This is a genomic window from Bacillus sp. FJAT-27251, assembly GCF_001273925.1.
Classification (GTDB): Bacteria; Bacillota; Bacilli; order Bacillales; family Cytobacillaceae; genus Mesobacillus_B.
The window spans coordinates 3,585,170-3,603,107 of record NZ_LIGG01000001.1; the positions used below are offsets into that span (position 1 = coordinate 3,585,170).

The following is a 17,938-nucleotide window of genomic DNA, read 5'->3' on the forward strand; positions in this document are numbered from 1 at the left end:
CATTACAATAGTATGTCTTATTTATTGGCTTTTGATATAAATAACCCTGCCTATATAACTGTCCCCCTTCCACTTTACTGGTATTTCATCCCGTTTAAGAAAATTATCATAGTCTTATTATCCTATTATTTTATAAATATATTTCCCTTTTTCATAAATCTGTTATATTTATTTTGGAGCCAGCGAGGCTCCTAAATTAGCAAAAGGATGGATGAATCCGATGAATCTGGGGAGCAAAAAAAAGGGTAGTAAGATATTGGCTGGGTCGATCGCACTAGGTTTGCTTGCATCACCATTAATTCCAGTGAACGTACTGGCAAAGCCTGCAGCCAAGGTCCAGTCCGAGGTTGAACTTCGCATTATGGGCACAACAGACATTCACACAAATCTATTAAGCTTTGATTATTACAAGAATGCTCCAGCTCCAAAAATTGGTTTGGCTAAAACCGCCACTCTTGTGAAAGAGGCCCGGAAAGAAGTAAAAAATACCGTTCTGGTTGACAGTGGCGACCTGATTCAGGGCAACCCGCTTGGCACTTACAAAGCTAAAATTGACCTCCTAAAGGACGGTGAGGTTCATCCGGCGATCAAGGCCATGAACATTATGGGCTATGATATGGCTGCACTGGGTAATCACGAGTTTAACTATGGATTGGATTATCTTGACGAGGTATATGATGACGCTTCCTTCCCGGTCGTTAATGCAAACGTTTATATTGACGACCACGATAATGATGCGGCAAATGACGTTAACAAATTTACTCCATATAAAATTGTCAATAAAAAAGTCACCGATGAAACAGGAAAGACCGCTGTCATTAAAATTGGCTATATTGGATTTGTGCCTCCGCAAATAAATGAGTGGGACAAGGCCCATCTCGACGGCAAGGTGATTACGAAGAATGTAGTCGAAGAAGCCAGGAAATTTGTTCCGCAAATGAAGGCGGAAGGAGCGGATATTGTCATCGCTCTTGCCCACTCCGGGTTTAGCGGCAATGAGAGCAATACCGAAGATACCGTTTATGCCTTGAGCCGGGTGCCGGGCATCGATGCCATTAACTTCTCCCACACCCATAAAACGTTCCCAACGGCATCAGAATCCTCACTGGATGCGCTGTTTAAAGGGACGGACGGAAAACCGCTTCCTGGAGTGGATAATGCTAAAGGAACCATCAATGGCGTTGCGGCTGTGCAGGCTGGCTTCGGTGGAGGTGCGCTTGGCATTATTGACCTGACGCTGCAGAAGGTAAAAGGAAAATGGAGTGTGGCCGACTCTCAATCCTCTACCAGGTCAGTGGAGTCCGTAAAAGAAGACCAGAGGATCGTTGACGCTGTAAAAGCTGAACATGAGGCTACGTTGAAATATGTTAATACTCCAATCGGAACAACAACCGATGATATTTACAGCTATTTTGCCTTAGTACAGGATGATCCATCCATCCAGGTAGTAACCAACGCGCAAAAATGGTATGTTGAAAATTATATTGCCTTAAATAAGCCAGAGTTGAAAGATCTGCCGATTTTATCCGTCGGAGCTCCTTTCAAAGCTGGTAGGAATGGCGTCGAGGAATATACGGAAATCAAAAAAGGTGACCTGACAATCCGCAGTGCCGGCGACCTTTACCTGTACGATAACACATTAAAAGCTGTTAAAGTCAAAGGCTCGGTTGTCAAAGAATGGATTGAGATGACGGCAGGGAAATTCAAGACGATTGATCCGACAGTCACTGCTGAACAGGAATTGCTGGATCCAACATTTCCGGTGTATAACTTCGACGTGATTGATGGAGTCGAATACCAGATCGATGTTACCAAACCTGCCAGGTACGATGGTAAAGGAACACTGGTCAATCCTGACTCCAGCCGTGTGGTTAATCTGGAGTATAATGGAGCTCCCATTGAATTGGAGCAAGAGTTCGTAGTCGTCACGAACAACTATCGTGCGGGCGGAGGCGGAAACTTTCCTGGATTGAAGAATAGTGAGCTGGTTGTCGATTCGGCAGATGAAAACCGCCAAATCCTTATGGACTATATTTCCGAAGTGAAAGAAATCACCCCGACAGCCGATGGAAACTGGTCGATCGCGCCACTTTCCGCCGATGTGAACGTCACATTCACAACATCACCGAGAGCTGTTGAGTACATCGGTGAAGACAGTCCTTTCTCTTATACAGGCAAGGCTGATGACAAAGGCTTTGGCATCTTTAAAATTAACCTGAACTAAAAAGAAAGCAGGGTTCCATCCGAGAACCCTGCTTTTATCTATTTAACAAATACAAATAGATATGCCATTGACACGATTAATTATTAAAAATGCTCATGATGGCAGAAAATATGTCTAATAAAAATAAATCGTTATGCCTGGAGGCGTAAATATGGATATTTACCAACACATCTGGGATGCCGATATGAAAAGTAATGGCCTTCAGCCAATCGAGCCTGGAAAAGAGCGGAATTATTCTGCAGGGTATGTTGTAGTGGACGATAGACCAGGGCATCATGGACACAGGATTTTCCGGGAGGTCTATATCCCTGATTCTAAAAGACGTTCGTATCAATTGGTTGAAAAGCTTTTTGACAATTATACAATGAACCAATATAGAAAAGAAAAAAACACCGTAAAGGAGTCGAAGGAAGTAAGCGAGTTTTTGGCCATGGCAATAAATACTTCCCCTATCCAATTAGCCAGGGAGTTTGTACAGAAAAAACTTCGGAAATCGCTTACCGAATTATATTGGTACACACATCTCCAGCAACTTTGGTTCCGGCAGTTCAATTTATATAATGCGAGAAACCTTTCAGGATTTGAACACGTTTTCATAGGTGAGCAAAAGCGGAAAATGCTCTCCGGACACCACTTTTGGTACAAATACTGGCTGGAAGATAATCCGGCTTTAAACGAGCATAAAAGCGATTTGATTGATCTTAAAGACAGCGCTCTCCAAGTGCAAATGCCAGGAGCACCCTACATTGTGACAGCTGGCTATCGTTTAAAAACTTATGATGGGCACAAAAGGAGGTTCATCCGCATTTCCAAGAGCCGCTGCGGCTTCTTTGTCGGCCTAAGCGCAGAAGGTCTGATGGCGATGGGAACTGTGCGTGCACTGTTCCCAGAGGACAAACCGCATCCTGTCAAATTAAACGGGCTTCCATTCAACCTTGAAATGTTCATGTGTCCACAAGGAAAAAGCATTCGGACGTTTTATCCTTTTAATCCAGATTGGGGTGGTTTAACATGATAGGATTTCCGCTGCCAGCTTTCCCATATATTCACTAATGTATTGCCTGACTAAACCTGTTACCCTGTTAAAAGGCCTGTTTAATCCTAAAAAATGAAACAGGAGGTAAGAAGATGAATAGGATTTTCGCTTTATTTCTAACAATTGCACTCATAATTGGCACTCAAACGGTTTATGCCCAAAAGGAGCATGTTCCAACAGGCAATGCAGTTGAAAATAAAAAATTGGTTGTCGACAGGAAAAATACCGATTCCTTATATAAGCGTTATATTGGTGAAGAAGAAAAGAAACTGCTTGCCCGTTTGGTCCATGCCGAGGCAAAAGGTGAGCCATATGTTGGAAAGGTCGCCGTCGCCAAGGTGGTTTTAAATCGGGTAGGACATGAACAATTTCCGGACACTGTGGAAGAAGTTATTTATCAAAGAAATGCTTTTGAACCTGTACAGAATGGTTCCATTAAGAAACCAGCTTCCGAGGAGGCTGTAAAAGCGGTGGAGGAAGCACTGGCCGATCATGAACGAAACGGTGATGTGGTATATTTTTATAACCCTGATACTGCGACAAGCGATTGGATCTTCACTCGCCAGGTGGTTAAAAAAATTGGTAACCATGCATTTGCCATATAAAAAAAGCGCCATGCTTGCAAGGCGCTTTTTTGCTTAGGTAAGACATCGCTCTTTTGGAGTATGGTTTGAAAGATAACTACCATCCATAGAGGAGTGCCAAATTGGATTAATTAGCCGCCACCGGCTTTTCTTCCAGTTTCTTTGAAGCCCGCTTTTTCTTCCAGCTAAAACTGAAACTACTGGTGAATAGGCGATAAACTGCAGGGATAAGGACCAGGGTGATCAAAGTCGCAACCAGCAGTCCGGAAATGATGACGGTGGCCATAGGTGCCTGGTAGTTTCCCGAGGTACCTGTCGCCAGGGCCAAAGGAAGCATACCGCCTACCGTGGTGAGAGTCGTCATGAAAATAGGACGGATCCGGTTTTTTCCGGCTTCCACTAGTGCATCGGATACTGGGAGACCCTCTTTCCGTAAAGCGTTTGTCCGGTCGATGAGCAGGATGGCATTATTCAATACAATCCCGATCAGCATGATGACCCCCATGCCCGACATCACATTCAGCTCGCGCTGGGTCAGGAACAGCCCCATGATTACGCCTACAATGGTCATTGGAATGATTGACATGACAATCAGCGGGTGGCCCAGATGATTAAACTGGACGGCCATAACCAAGTATACAAGGAAAATCGCAATCCCCAGGATAAAGATCATATCCTGGATCAGCTCCTGCTGCTGCTTGAGATCGCCTGCAGCCGATACAGTGTACCCGGGAGGGGCTTCAAATTCCTCAATCAGCTTCTGGACATCTCGGTTGACCGCCCCAAGATCCCGGCCCTTTATATCAGCAGAAATTGAGAGAAAACGTTCTCCATCCATGTGGTTAATCTCATTTGGAGCTTCCACACTTATTAGCGAAATAAACTCTGCAAGCTTTTTCTCGCCGTCAGCCGTAGCGACCCTTAAGTCAAGGAGAGAAGACTTCGAGTTGGTTTTCTGCTGCCAATTGATGCTGAGTGGAACCATTTCGCCATCCACCTTCATTTCGCCTGCGGGTACCTCCAGGAATGCTTGCTCGATGAAGGATTTAATTTGCAGCGGTGTCAATCCCGCTTTTTCAATCTGACTTCGTTTTAACTCAACAACATCTTCGGAAGAGGTCCGCTTGATTGAATTGGCAATTCCGACAATGCCCTCGATCTCGCCAAGGTCGGTGATAAAAAGGTCTGCAGTTTCTTGAAGACTTTTAAAATCCTCTCCCTTAATTTGGATTTGAACCGGGAAGCCCCCGCCGCCGTCCATTGCACTGGCGACACTTTCAATCGGCTCCGTTTTTTCCAAGTCACGCAATACTTTGAGAATCTCTTCGTTGACTTCTTTTTGTTCCCTGGTAATATTGTCATCCTTGGTCATATTAATGATCGTGTACATCATCCCGCCATTATCCAGGATATAATTGGATTCCACATCTTGTACGGTTTCCAGGGCCTGGTTGATATTCCTGACAACCTCCTCTTTTTCTTCAAGCGATAATCCGGTTTCCAGATTCACCATCAGCTCTGCATATCGGTTGAACACATCAGGCATGACGGTCATCGGAATTTTTGGCAAAAGCGCTAACGACCCGGCAAACATTAGAATGAAGACGCCGATAACGGCAAGGCTGTGGCGTTTCTTTTTAATGGTCCATGAGACAACCGAGCTGTAGGCTTGCAAAAAAGGGCCTTCCTTGTCTTTTTTTCTGGCTGTACGCAATTTCAGATAGTTTTCTGCCAGCGACGGGATGAGGGTGAATGACACCAGGACCGAGCTGATCAGTGTGATAGCGACGACAGCTGAAAGCATGATCATGAACTTACCCATGTCTCCGCCTAGCAATCCAATCGGAAGAAACACGACAATCGTCGTCAGCATCGAAGCGAATACAGCAGTGGCTACCTCTTTAGTCCCCTGCAGCACAGCTTCCAATTTAGCAATGCCTTGCTCTTTCTTGCGATAGATGCTCTCAAGGATGACAATGGCGGAATCGACCATCATCCCGATTCCAAGTCCCAGTCCGATCAGGGTCAATATATTCATGCTGTAATCGAGAGCCCACATTGTGGCGAAGGTGAGCAGGACCGAGGTGGGGATTGACAAAGCAATGATGAAAGTGGCTCTGATATTGCGGAGGAACAGCAGAAGGATGGCCACTGCGATGGCTCCGCCGATTAGAATGTTGCTTGTAACGCCGTCAATGGATTCCTGGACATAGTCAGCCTGAGCAACCATTTCATTCAATTCAAATCCTTTGACCAGCCCTTCATTCCGGATGTTCTTAATTTCTTCCCGGACAGCATCGGCCATTTCGATTTGGGTAACATCAGACGTGCGGCCAACCTGGATAAATATAAAGTCCTTGGTTCCATTTTTCCAGACAAAGGAGGAGTTTTTCACAGGCTGGATGGAAACATCGGCCACTTCCTTCAATGGAACAAATCCTGATTGTGAAGCGACCCGGATGTTGTTTACATCCTCCACACTCTCAAGCTTCGTATTCCAGCGCAAGGAAGGAGAGCCGGCATCCTTGCTGAACTCACCGATTGTGGCTTCATTGTTCACCTGCTGAATCGCCCCTATAATCTGGGAGGCATCAAGACCTTTTTCAGCCATTTTGTCCCGGTCCAACTGGATGGAAACCTCATGTTCCAGCACACCAGCCAAGGCAACATCCCTTACCTCCGGGAGTTCCTCCAGGCGGGGCTCCAGGATATTTTTAGCAAAATCGGTGATTTCCTGCATGTTTTTACCGGAAACATCCATGTAAAACTCATAGCTCTGATTTCCTCCATACTGACCTGACTGAGCGTCTTTGATCATGGAGTTTTCTGCTCGCTCAGCGCTGACCATCTGTTCAACTTCTTTAAAAACGTCATCACCTCTGCCGCTTTCAAAATTGAGCTGCATATTCACCCGGCCAATGGTGGTTGTGGAGCTGATTTGCTCAACACCGTCAATGCCCTGTATTTTTTTCTCCAACGGTGTCGTTATTGTTCTCTCCACTTCAACGGCTGACATTTCTCCTGCATTGATTTCCACAAAGGCACCGTCCATCGTTACCGATGGCATCAATTCCTTGTCAAGCTTAAATACGGCATTGATCCCGAATATCAGTATAAGCACCACCGTCAGCATGACAAGAATTTTTCTTTGTACAATAAACCTCAACAAACCCATACCCTAACACCTTCATCCTTCTAAATTTTTGCTGATCATTTTTAACCACCAGCCCCCGAGAGTAATTATACCTTCATTCCCAGGAAAAAATAACCATTAAAGCGCGGCTTGCTCTAAAACCTTTCGTTATTTAGGACGGAAAAACACTAGAAGAGTAACAGTCAATGGAGTTGGATTCATCATAATCCACAAAAAAGTTTTCATTAACGAACCTAAGTCAGATTTCCAGGTAAGACTTAAGGCGGAGGTTGCATCTTAAGAATATTTGTCCATGTTGGCCCTTTTTTTCCAGCTCGTTAGTTGGTAATATGAAAGATATTAAGCAAGTCTGGTATTTTACAAAATGACAACAATTATTGAATAAAGGGATGAAGAGATGATCACCGTTTTGCTTGCTGAGCTGGAGGAAAAGAAGGATAAATGGATTTCCGCAGCAATCCGACGCCTCGGTCTGGATGATGAGGGCATGTCTGAGCAGGATCCGGAGAATCTTATCCTTCAATTAAAAGATAAACAGGATCATGAACTGAAGGAACTGTCACTTGAATTGGAATGCATGGCAAAGAGATTGAAGGAGCTGGAGCAGAGTATCCTGGAAAAAGAACAGAGCCTGCAAGCGTTATCTGTCACTCTAAGCACCTTGCAAAGCGAGTTAAAAAGCTGTAAATCAGAACTTGAATGGATAGAAGATTTTCTTTTTGAGGAATATGAGCCAAATATTCAGGACAGATTTGCCTGGGATGATAAAAATAGCCAAGTGGCTTTCAAGGATAGGAAAATTTCACGGCTTCGGGATAGCTTCAAAAAGGAACAAGAAAAGATGCTTCAATTTTATGAACAGCAGATTATGAATATATGGAATGCAGACCATACCGGGCCATTCACGACCCCTCCAGTCAGCCGCCTATCCTTAAAACATGGACATGGTCTGGATCAATACGTCAATCCGCTTAACTTCAAAAAAGATTACCACAATGTACTAGATACATTAAAAATGAACAGCCGGATTGCCTATGAATATTATCTGAACCAGCTTCGGGAGGACAATGAAAAAAGGACACTGGAAATGCAGAAGCTGCTTGACCTGAATGAAGGAAAGCTGCGGGAACTGCTGGAAGTAAAAGCTACCCTGACTGAGCAAAAAATACTGGAAGAAAGCATGAAAAGGGAGCTTGAGGATAAACTGTCCAGGTCCTGGTGGGAATGGAATACTTTAATTCAGGAACAGCTTGAGAGGAAGGAAATCCTCATGGAAGAGTTTGTGAAGACTGTCTCAAAATTGCAGGGGAAACTGTTGGCTGAAGAAACAAATGCAGAAGAACGCTGGGCATATCACCAATACTGCCAAATAATGCTGATGCAGGGAGAAAGGATTATCGGTAATGATGAATTCTAATGCGAGCACGGAGAAGAAGTATCAGGAAGCCATTCAATCCTTAAGGAAAATCAATGACGATTTGTTCTATGGCGAGCTTAAGCAGCTGATCAAAGAGCGGGAAGACGCTATTGCAGCTATGAATGAAGCTGTCTATCAATATATCGAAAAAATGGATGAGCATTTGAAAAGCTTTCCTGACCAGGTTAGCGGACAGGTGAAAGAAGATTTAATTGTACCGCAGCAAGCCAGTCTGGAACGCTTTAACGGAAATCTGGCAGATATGGAAAGCAGGATGGGGCTGTGGCAGAGCCAATACCAGGATTACCTGGTCAAAACGGAAAACCTCCTATCAGGGATGAAAGAGCTGTTAAGGGAGGACCAGGAGTTTGCCGGCAGCCAAACAGAAAAGGTCCTGTCTGAACTCAGAAAACTCGAGGAGAAAGTCAGGGATGTCTTTGCCCAAGAATTCAGCGAGCAGGCATCGAAAACGAATGTGAAGTATGATGCCGTCAGCGAACGTCTTCATACCATTTTACTTCAGATGGACAGGATGGAGGAGGACCGCAGGGGTGAGTCCGAACATTGGCAGCAGCAGATCTCGCAAGTCCAGCTTAAGCAGCGGGAAATCCATACTGTTTTTGACCAAAAATGGAAGATGATTGAGGCTGCCGGGTTTAAAACGGAGAAGAATATGAGAAAATGGCTGGTCGGACTGGCTATAGGGCAGGGAGTTGCCCTTATCAGTCTCGTCCTGCTTCTTATAAAATGAAGAGGCAGACCTGCTCTATCGTTTGGAGCAGGTTTTTCCATGGCCACATGGAGAGAGCTTGTTAAATAATCCTTGTTTTATCGAAATTTCCTTTGCTATAGTTAACACACGAGCAAAGCTTGGTTTTTGGAATTGTATTTATTACGCATGAATGGGAGAACAGGTGGAAATGAACAAGAACGATATCGCGGATATCCGCAAGCAGTTTAAATTAAACAACCCCAAAATGAACATACGCGAAATTTTTACTGTTTATGTGCAAAAGGAAACAGGCGAGATATATCATCATATGAGCCAGCCATTTGAAATGCTGGACCAGGAAGCACAGGAGCTGTTCCTGGGCAACTTTAAAAAGGTTTTGACTGGACACCTTGATTCAAAATTGTTTGAGCTTAAGTTCCTCCGCGAGGCAGATGATAGCACCCAGAATATTCTTTATGAAGGTTTAAGGTCAGATATAACGGAGGACTGGAAGGAATATATGCTGGAAATCGTCGCAAAAATGTTCGCCCATACCGTTTATGATTTTGATACGGTTGTGACTTTCATTCGCGGGGAATATCGTAAGCATACAAAGAAGCGGGATTTGGAATCGGAAGAAGGCGGGGATGATGAAGTTTATTCAAACTCATTCATACTGTGCAGCCTCAACAAGACAGACCAGCCCAAAAAAGCGCTGCTGTTCGATTATGTTGAAAAAGCCTTCAAACCTAATAATGTGTTTGACCCGATCATTAATCTAGCTGTTCCCATGTCCGGCTTCCTTTTCCCGGCTTTCAGTGACAATGCGGCCGATGTGAACCGCATCCTCTACTGCGCCGGGAAAAGCAACCAGCCGGATGAAGCATTCATTGAACAGGTGCTTACTTGTGAAGAAGTGATTACTGCTGAAGAAGACAAGGATATTTTCGAACTTGTATTAAAGAATGTGATCGGCGACGAAGTGGACTCGCGTACCATTTCCAATGTGTATGAAGAAATCGACAAGATTGTCCTCGAGCATGCGGAAAGTGAAGAAAGCGAAGCTCCAAAATTGGATTATCGCGATGTGGAGCGCATCCTGGATGTCAGCGGAGTTGAAAATGTCGATTCTGCCAAAATCGAGCATGCCCTTAAATCGGTGATCGATGACGAAAAACACGAATTCAAGGCAGAAAGCCTGGTTCCCAAAAAAATCAAAATCACCACGAAAATAGCCGATGTCTCTATCAATCCTAAAGAGTTAAGAAACCTGAAATACATTAACTTCCAAGGTAAACGGTGCCTCCTTCTTGAAGTAGAGGAAGACATCGTCCTGGAAGGATTCAAACTGGAAACCGAGACATTATAAAACACGGGGACGGTTCTTCTGCTTCAATGAAGTAGAGGAACCGTCCCTTTGCTTTATAAAATGTTTGACTTATGACAATGTGTCATATACTATTGAGGCAGGGAAAATGACACATTGTCATATCTGGAGGTGCTAAAGTGCCAAAGCAGACTTTCTTCAATCTCTCAGACAAAAAGCGGAGAACACTTATTGAAGCAGCGGAACATGAGTTTTCAAGAGTGCCTCTGTTTGAGGCTTCCGTTTCGAATATCATCAAAAGCGCTGGCATTCCAAGGGGCAGCTTTTACCAATATTTTAACGATAAAGAGGATCTTTATTTCTTTTTATTGGATGAGAAACTTCAAGAGAGCAAAAAACGTTTTGTTTACTTGCTGAACAAGCATGAGGGCGACCTGATTGAAGCCATGAAGGAATTGTATCATCACTTTCTTATCATTATACCCGACGAGGAAGAGCGCAATTTTTTAAGAAATGCGATGTTGTATACGACAAATAATGTGGAAAAATCATTTGCTGATATGTTTGATGCCAAACAGGATAAAGAGCGTTTTAAGGAAATATCGAAGTTAATTGACAGGAAGCGGTTGAATATCAAAAATGATCAGGAGATTGTACATATCTTCCAAATTATTTCAGCCATCGCGTTTCACAACTTTATTGAAAAGACAATGAAGAAGCTGTCTGATGAAGAAGCAATTAAGGAATTCACCATCATGCTGGAAATGATCAAGCAGGGGATATCCAAGCAAAATTGAGAAATAGTTAGGCACTTACATATAATCTGAGGAGGGAAATGACAGATGACTCTGACCATCTATGGACTAGAATGCAAATCTACAAAGAAAGCAAGGCAGTGGCTGAAAAAGCACGAGATTTCTTTTGTTGACCGCAATATTATCAAGGAACCGCTTACCGTTAACGAGCTCCAGGAAATATTAAGAAGGACGGTGGACGGAACAGATGGAATCATCGCTACCCGATCGAAAATATATAAGGAATTGAATCTGGATGTCGAGGAGCTGTCTCTTCAGGAGCTGCTTGAAATCCTCCACGAACAGCCAAGACTGCTCAAAAGCCCGATCATAGTGGATGATAAAAGGCTCCTCATTGGCTATCATGAAGATGAAATACGTCAATTCCTTCCAAGGTCAACCCGGAAATCACAGTGGATGAATTGGCGCCTCAATAATTTTAACCTGGCAGAAGGATGAAGTGAGCCTATGCGGCTCCTGGTTATCAGAAAAACCCCTGGAATGTGAAAATTCCAGGGGTTTTTATATTAGTTGAATTTCAATGGCCGCTGGATTACCGAAAATTCGAAGCAGCAGAACCGTCCCTGTGCTTTATACTCCCGGAAACCAGCCAGGTGTGCTGATAATGGCATTCCATAGTGGATCGGGAATGACAAGTTCTTCTTGTTTAGTTTTGTCTAGCTCAGTCACAATTTCCTCTTCTTTACCTTCTGCGATTTTTTGCACCCAATCCGGATCGATGATCAGCTCTCTGCCTAATGCCAGCAGAGGAACTCCGGTGCCAAATGCTTTGCGTGCATCCTCTGCCGAATAGATTGAACCGACGCCAATCAATGGAACCCGGTCGCCGATGGTCTCCAGCAGGTATTCCATCCTTGTTTTTGAGACATCTTCAACGCCTCTTCTAGGCTGGGAAAAGAAATCCGCCAGTGAAACATGCAGATAATCCAGGCCTCTATCCGCTAAAACATCCACCAGCTTTAGTGTGTCTTCCATCGTAATCCCGGGGGTTTCCGGTTCTTCCGGCGAAAAGCGGTATCCGACAATAAAAGGTTCTGTGGCATGCTTGTCTACGACTTTTCGAACTTCGTCCACGACTGCCAGAGGGAAGGCCATACGCTTTTCCAGACTTCCGCCAAAGCGGTCTTCACGGCGGTTTGAGTGGGGGGAGAAGAATTGCTGGATCAAGTAGCCATTTGCACCATGGATTTCAACTCCGTCATATCCCGCTTCAATCGCACGGCGTGTGGTTTCCCCAAACGCATGTATCATTTCTTCCACTTCGGTTTCTGTGAGCGCCCTTGGTTTTACTTCAGGAGCTTCGGTTGAAGCGCCGCCTCTCTCCGCCGGGATATCACTGGCACTGACAATTTCCCCATTAGGGACCAATTCCGGCGGGCACATCCTGCCGCCGTGAAAGATTTGCAGGACCGCCTTGGCACCTTGTTCCTTGATAGCATTGGCAACTCGTTTCAGGCTTGGAATCATGCTGTCCTGGTCACCGCCAAATTCACCGTGGAATCCTTTTCCGTTTGCACTTACATAGGTGCAGGCTGTGACCACCATGCTGACTCCACCGGAGCGGCGGGCGTAATATTTTACCTCGGCATCAGTGACACTTCCATCGGGATTGGACGAGAAATTCGTCATTGGGGCCATTACAAGCCGGTTTTTCAATTCCACGCCATTTGGAAGAGTATAGCTTGAAAATAGCTGCTGATTCTGTTCATTCATGTATGCGTTCCTCCAATTTTTCGCAAGTAGCCTGTAAATGGTTATCCCCATTTACCATATTAACCTTAACAATTAATAGGAGGATTATGAAATCATCTGCTTAAGGATCTTCCTTAAAGACAGAGAAAGAAAAAGGCGCCTAATGCAGTAAGTTTTTTTCAAAATGAAGTTTGACTTGGGGCCAATCCTCACGGGTGATGCTGTACATGACGGTATGGCGGATGCTTCCGTCCCTTGTGATCATATGGTTTCGCAATACGCCTTCCTTTACTGCCCCGATTCGTTCAATGGCTTTTTGCGACCGGATATTTTTGTGGCCTGTTTTAATCTGGACCCGGTTGAGGGAAAGGTCTTCAAAACAGTACTTCAGCAATAAATATTTGCAGCTGGTATTGACAGAGGTCCGCCAATGGGTGGGATTGATCCAGGTTGACCCGATTTCCAGACGCTCATGCTGCTTTGAAATATCAAGGAACCAGGTGGCACCAATGATTTTTTGCTTCTGCTTACTGACAATCACAAAAGCAAATTCCGTTCCGTTTTTCTGCTTCTCGAGCGCATCACCCACATATTGAGCAACCTGTATTTTTGTCATCAATTCCACAGACATATGCTCCCATATCCGGTGGTCCCGGGCCGCTGCACAGAGACCATCAATATGGCTGTATTCCATTGGCAGCAATTGGACCACTTCGTTTTCCAATGGTTTCATTTCATCACTCCTTGTATTTTATTAAACGCCTTTTCTGGTATGATGGATATAACCAAAAATCAGTTAAAAGATAATACCAGGGAGTGGATTATGGAACTACAGATTATCTTCACGGACGACCGTCCCAAGTATATACAAATCTATCAAACTATCTTGAAATCCATTCTGGAAAAAAGTCTGCCGCCCCATCATAAGCTCCCTTCAAAAAGGAACCTGGCGCAGCAATTGCATGTGAGCATCATGACAGTGCAGCTTGCGTACGAGCAGCTTCAAAGCGAAGGATATATCTATTCAGTGGAAAGGCAGGGGTATTTTGCTTCAGCTATGGAGGAGGACTGGCAGTATGCAGAGAAGCCGTCCGTCAAGCCAAAGGAAAGTTTTCAGAAGAAGGAGACTGGCATCAATTTTAAAAATGGCCAGGTTGATGCCGGAGCATTTCCGTACAAGCAATGGCAAAGGCTTTACAAAAAACAGCTGCAGGTTTTAGATGGAGCCAATGCGCCATGGCAGGGAGAGGATGCCCTGAGAGTCCAGATTGCTTATTATCTGCAGCAGGCGAGAGGCCTTGCGTGCCAGCCGGAGCAAATCTATGTGTTCAGCGGCTTTCAGCAGCAACTCTTGAATCTTTGCCTGTTTTTTAAGCGACCGGCTGTTGGAATGGAAGAGCCTGGCTTTATCAGGGCAAGGTCTGTGTTCGAACAGCTCCAGCTAAACTGTTCCCCGGTCCCTGTTGATAAAGAAGGCTGCTGTGTACCTCATGAGTCTGTAAAACTGTTGTATACAACTCCAGCGCATCAATATCCTACAGGTATAATCATGTCGGCATCCCGAAGAATGCAATTATTGAATTGGGCTTCACAGCAAGGATCCTACATACTCGAAGATGACTACGATTCAGAATTTCGCTATGGAGGAGCTCCGATTGCGACTTTGTCTCATTTAGATCACCGTGACTGCGTATTTTACTTTGGCACCTTTTCAAAAACGCTGCTCCCGTCTTTGCGGATGAGCTACATGGTTATACCAGCCTCTCTTACAGATGATTTTGAGGAATTCAATGCTTTCCAGAAGTCCACTGTTTCAAGGGTCGACCAGCTGGCTGTATCCCGATTTATGGAAGAAGGCTTCTACGCAAAGCATATTGCCAAAATGAGAACCTTGTATCGTGCAAAACGAAACTGCCTGATTCATTGCATTACAGAATATCTGGGCGAGGGATTTAAGATAAAGGGGGATTCAGCCGGCTTGCATATCATCCTGGAGCTGCCGGAAGGATTGGAGGAGAGTGATGCTGTTGAAGTGGCGAAAGAAGCGGGTGTCGTGCTGGACAGGGCTTCTACGATGTATCAGCTGAAAAAGCCCCGGAACCATATTATGATCGGTTATGGCGCAGCCTCCATGGACGAAATCCCACTTGGAGTGGAAATTCTGGCAAGAGTCTGGAAAACAAGCTAAGAAAACAGGACAAAAAAAAGGCCGGAAACGGCCTTTTTTGATTTTGTACAGAATCAGTTTCCGGCACCGCGATACCTTTTCACTCCAGCGTTCCACAGGAAGACGGCGATACTAAAGAAAATCAATCCCATAACAGGAGTGAAAAAGGCATATCCAAACCATTCTTGTTTATTAAGGAAGTAGGCAGCAGGATAAACGCCGACAAATGCAAATGGCAGAATCCAGGTCAGGACAAAACGAATGATTTTATGATAAATATTAACCGGATATCGTCCATAGTTGCTGATATTATACATCATCGGCATAATATCAGTCCGGCTGTCCGACCAGAAGCCGATGGTGGCAATGGAAATGAAAATACCGGCATAAATAAGAGCACCGCCCACAACCATGGCAATGAACAGGAACACATCATACCAGGCAAACGCCAAACCCAGGTTCTCTCCGGCATAACCCATCACCACCAGTCCGGTTATCACCCCAAATAAGGATTCCAGCTCCATGCGTTCCATAATAATCTGGAACAGGCTGTGCACCGGACGTGTCAGGACCCTGTCCATTTCTCCTTTGACAATATAGCGTTCATTAAAGTCCCAAATATTGAAAAAGGAAGAAAACAGCGCATAGGGAACGAGAAAGAATCCATAGATAAAAATAATTTCTTCGCGGTTCCACCCGCCCAATTGAGAGGTGAGGCCAAATACCACCAGGATGAAAACGAGGTTCACAGCCTGGAACAAAAGGTCCGAAAGTATTTCGATCAGCGTATCGACCCGATAAGCCAATCTTGTTTTTAAATATTGGGAGGCATATTGAAAAAAGATTGAAATGTAAAACACGTCCTTAGCCTCCTTGCACAATCAATTGTTTTTTTGCCAGCAGCCACAGCATCTGAATAGGCATTAGCAGAATCAGGGCCCAGATTGCCTGCAGGATTAGAGCGTGATAGATCTCCTGTCCCGCAAAGCCTTCGGTAAAAATCATGCTTGGAATATAGCTGATTGCCTGAAACGGCAAATATCCCATAATGTCCTGTGCCCATAAAGGATAAAAGGAAACAGGGAGCAGAAGGCCCGAGAACAAATCAATCACAACACGCTTGGCCCGAATCAAACCTGTGTTATTAAATAAAAAGAAGGTCATAATCCCCGTCAGCAGGTTGATTTGCGTGTTCACGACAAAGCTGAACAGCAGCGACACAAAGAAAAACATCCATGTTGCCAGGCTGGCAGAAAAACTGACAGGGAAGAGCAGGGCAACAATGATCATGCCCGGGACGGAGAAGAAAAACAGCCTGAAAATTCCTTCTCCTAAAGCCTGCATCGTTTTCATGCCCAGGTAGTTATAAGGGCGGATCATTTCAATCGCCACTTTTCCATCCTGGATTTCAGCAGCGATTTCACGGTCGATATTATTAAAATAAAAAGCCCTGGCCATCCAGGCAACCGCAACATACGTCGTCATCTGCAGGACGGATAGTCCCTGGATCTCTTCCTTTCCTCCGTAAATCGCCGACCATAGGAAATAGTAGGCGCCGATATTGATGCTATATATGAGGATTCCGCTGTAATAGTTCGTCCGGTAAGCAAGCATCATTAAAAAGCGGATGCGGATCATTTCCATATACATGCTCATCTGATGGTCATTCCTTCTTCATATATCTTCCGGACAATCTCTTCAGTCGATATTTCATTAATTCTTACATTTTTAATTGGATTGCTTTTTACGACTTCACTGATCAATTGTGACACCAGCTGTTCATCTCCATTGACATTCGCCAGCCATGCAGCACCATCCTTATGCTCCCAAGTTACCTTTGACATGCCGGGAAGACTGCTGCTGTCCACTTCCGCAAGAAATTCAAATTCCACTTGCTTCCCTTCAACCGCTGATGTTTGCAGCTGGCTGAGCTTTCCGTCATAGATGATTTTTCCTTCATCCAATAGAACGACCCGTTCACAAAGTGCTTCTATATCGGTCAGGTCATGTGTGGTCAATAGAATGGTGGTTTTATACTGTTCATTAATTTCCTTTAGGAATTCACGGATTTTTAATTTTACAAGTACATCCAGGCCAATCGTCGGCTCGTCCAGAAAAAGGAGCGGAGGATTGTGGATGAGCGCCGCAGCCAGTTCACAGCGCATTCGCTGCCCCAATGAAAGCTTTCTGACCGGTTTATCGAGCAAAGGCCCAATTTCAAGTGTTTCAATCACATGCCCCATATGCTGAGCATAGTCTGCGTCTGAAACACGGTAAACCTTCTTCAGCAACCGGAAGGACTCTTGAACGGCAATATCCCACCATAGCTGGGATCGCTGTCCGAACACAACGCCAATTGTCCTCACAAACTCTTCGCGTTCTTTATGCGGGTCCATGCCGTTTACCACAATCGACCCTGACGTTGGCGTAAGGATGCCTGTCAGCATTTTGATCGTCGTTGATTTTCCTGCTCCATTCTCGCCGATGTAACCGACCATTTCACCTTGTTTAACGGTTAAGGAAATATCATTGACGGCTGCATGCACCTTGTAATTCCTTGTCAACAAGTCCCGAAAAGCCCCGGTCAACCCAGGGCGGCTTGAAAATGACTTAAACTCTTTTCTCAAATTGTGAACTTCGATAACGTTCATTTGTATCCCCCTGAGACTTTCTTATATTCTGTAATTGCATAATACACAAAATTTAATTTTACTCCTGGTGCCGTATTCAGGCAAGCGAGAATGGCGAAAGCTCCAGGAACTTCCCGTGGAAAGGTGAGATTACCAAATTCTTTTAGTATAATCAATAAA

The 17,938-nt window shown here is 44.6% G+C and carries 15 protein-coding genes; 9 read left to right on the forward strand and 6 right to left on the reverse strand.

The window, feature by feature from the left end; genetic code table 11:
- The first annotated feature begins 220 nt into the window (after positions 1–220).
- The 3 genes from ADU22_RS16785 to ADU22_RS16795 all read left to right on the forward strand — a co-directional run bounded on the left by ADU22_RS16785 (position 221) and on the right by ADU22_RS16795 (position 3,865).
- Entirely contained in the window at positions 221–2,224 is a 2,004-nt protein-coding gene (locus ADU22_RS16785; RefSeq protein WP_053363187.1) for a bifunctional 2',3'-cyclic-nucleotide 2'-phosphodiesterase/3'-nucleotidase, read from the forward strand.
- Between the two features lie 151 nt (positions 2,225–2,375).
- Positions 2,376–3,239, forward strand: coding sequence for a hypothetical protein (locus ADU22_RS16790; protein WP_053363188.1), 864 nt, complete (start codon positions 2,376–2,378; stop codon positions 3,237–3,239).
- Between the two features lie 113 nt (positions 3,240–3,352).
- On the forward strand, positions 3,353–3,865 hold the full coding sequence (locus ADU22_RS16795; RefSeq protein ID WP_053363189.1) for a cell wall hydrolase: 513 nt from the start codon (positions 3,353–3,355) through the stop codon (positions 3,863–3,865).
- 106 nt (positions 3,866–3,971) lie between these two features.
- Here ADU22_RS16795 and ADU22_RS16800 read toward each other — a convergent pair whose 3' ends face one another.
- Positions 3,972–7,019, reverse strand: coding sequence for an efflux RND transporter permease subunit (locus ADU22_RS16800; protein WP_053363190.1), 3,048 nt, complete (start codon positions 7,017–7,019; stop codon positions 3,972–3,974).
- Between the two features lie 376 nt (positions 7,020–7,395).
- On the opposite strand from ADU22_RS16800, the gene ADU22_RS16805 reads away from it, so the two are divergent.
- The 5 genes from ADU22_RS16805 (at position 7,396) to ADU22_RS16825 (ending at position 11,707) form a co-directional block, all read left to right on the forward strand.
- Positions 7,396–8,415: a hypothetical protein gene (locus ADU22_RS16805; protein ID WP_053363191.1), complete on the forward strand. Its 1,020-nt coding sequence runs from the start codon at positions 7,396–7,398 to the stop codon at positions 8,413–8,415.
- Entirely contained in the window at positions 8,402–9,166 is a 765-nt protein-coding gene (locus ADU22_RS16810) for a hypothetical protein (RefSeq protein WP_053363192.1), read from the forward strand. Before ADU22_RS16805 ends, ADU22_RS16810 begins: the two co-directional genes overlap by 14 nt.
- Before the next feature lie 169 nt (positions 9,167–9,335).
- The gene (locus ADU22_RS16815; protein ID WP_053363193.1) at positions 9,336–10,496 is read left to right on the forward strand and encodes a DUF4317 domain-containing protein; all 1,161 of its coding nucleotides are present in this window, start codon (positions 9,336–9,338) and stop codon (positions 10,494–10,496) included.
- 137 nt (positions 10,497–10,633) lie between these two features.
- Complete coding sequence (locus ADU22_RS16820) at positions 10,634–11,251, forward strand: TetR/AcrR family transcriptional regulator (protein ID WP_053363194.1); 618 nt, start codon at positions 10,634–10,636, stop codon at positions 11,249–11,251.
- Between the two features lie 45 nt (positions 11,252–11,296).
- A complete protein-coding gene (locus ADU22_RS16825) occupies positions 11,297–11,707 on the forward strand; it encodes a Spx/MgsR family RNA polymerase-binding regulatory protein (protein WP_053363195.1) in 411 nt (136 codons plus the stop codon).
- Between the two features lie 132 nt (positions 11,708–11,839).
- Here ADU22_RS16825 and ADU22_RS16830 read toward each other — a convergent pair whose 3' ends face one another.
- Positions 11,840–12,982: an NADH-dependent flavin oxidoreductase gene (locus ADU22_RS16830; protein WP_053363196.1), complete on the reverse strand. Its 1,143-nt coding sequence runs from the start codon at positions 12,980–12,982 to the stop codon at positions 11,840–11,842.
- Between the two features lie 139 nt (positions 12,983–13,121).
- Complete coding sequence (locus tag ADU22_RS16835) at positions 13,122–13,694, reverse strand: GNAT family N-acetyltransferase (protein WP_053363197.1); 573 nt, start codon at positions 13,692–13,694, stop codon at positions 13,122–13,124.
- 90 nt (positions 13,695–13,784) lie between these two features.
- Between ADU22_RS16835 and pdxR the strand changes: the two genes are divergently transcribed.
- Complete coding sequence (gene pdxR / locus ADU22_RS16840) at positions 13,785–15,149, forward strand: MocR-like pyridoxine biosynthesis transcription factor PdxR (RefSeq protein WP_053363198.1); 1,365 nt, start codon at positions 13,785–13,787, stop codon at positions 15,147–15,149.
- 53 nt (positions 15,150–15,202) lie between these two features.
- On the opposite strand, the gene ADU22_RS16845 is transcribed toward pdxR, so the two are convergent.
- Genes ADU22_RS16845 through ADU22_RS16855 form a run of 3 tightly spaced genes read right to left on the reverse strand, consistent with a single transcriptional unit; the run spans position 15,203 to position 17,779 of the window.
- Positions 15,203–15,988, reverse strand: a complete 786-nt coding sequence (locus ADU22_RS16845) for an ABC transporter permease (protein WP_053363199.1) — start codon at positions 15,986–15,988, stop codon at positions 15,203–15,205.
- Positions 15,989–15,992: 4 nt separating this feature from the next.
- Complete coding sequence (locus ADU22_RS16850; RefSeq protein ID WP_053363200.1) at positions 15,993–16,784, reverse strand: ABC transporter permease; 792 nt, start codon at positions 16,782–16,784, stop codon at positions 15,993–15,995.
- Entirely contained in the window at positions 16,781–17,779 is a 999-nt protein-coding gene (locus tag ADU22_RS16855; protein WP_053363201.1) for an ABC transporter ATP-binding protein, read from the reverse strand. Before ADU22_RS16855 ends, ADU22_RS16850 begins: the two co-directional genes overlap by 4 nt.
- Positions 17,780–17,938 lie beyond the last annotated feature (159 nt).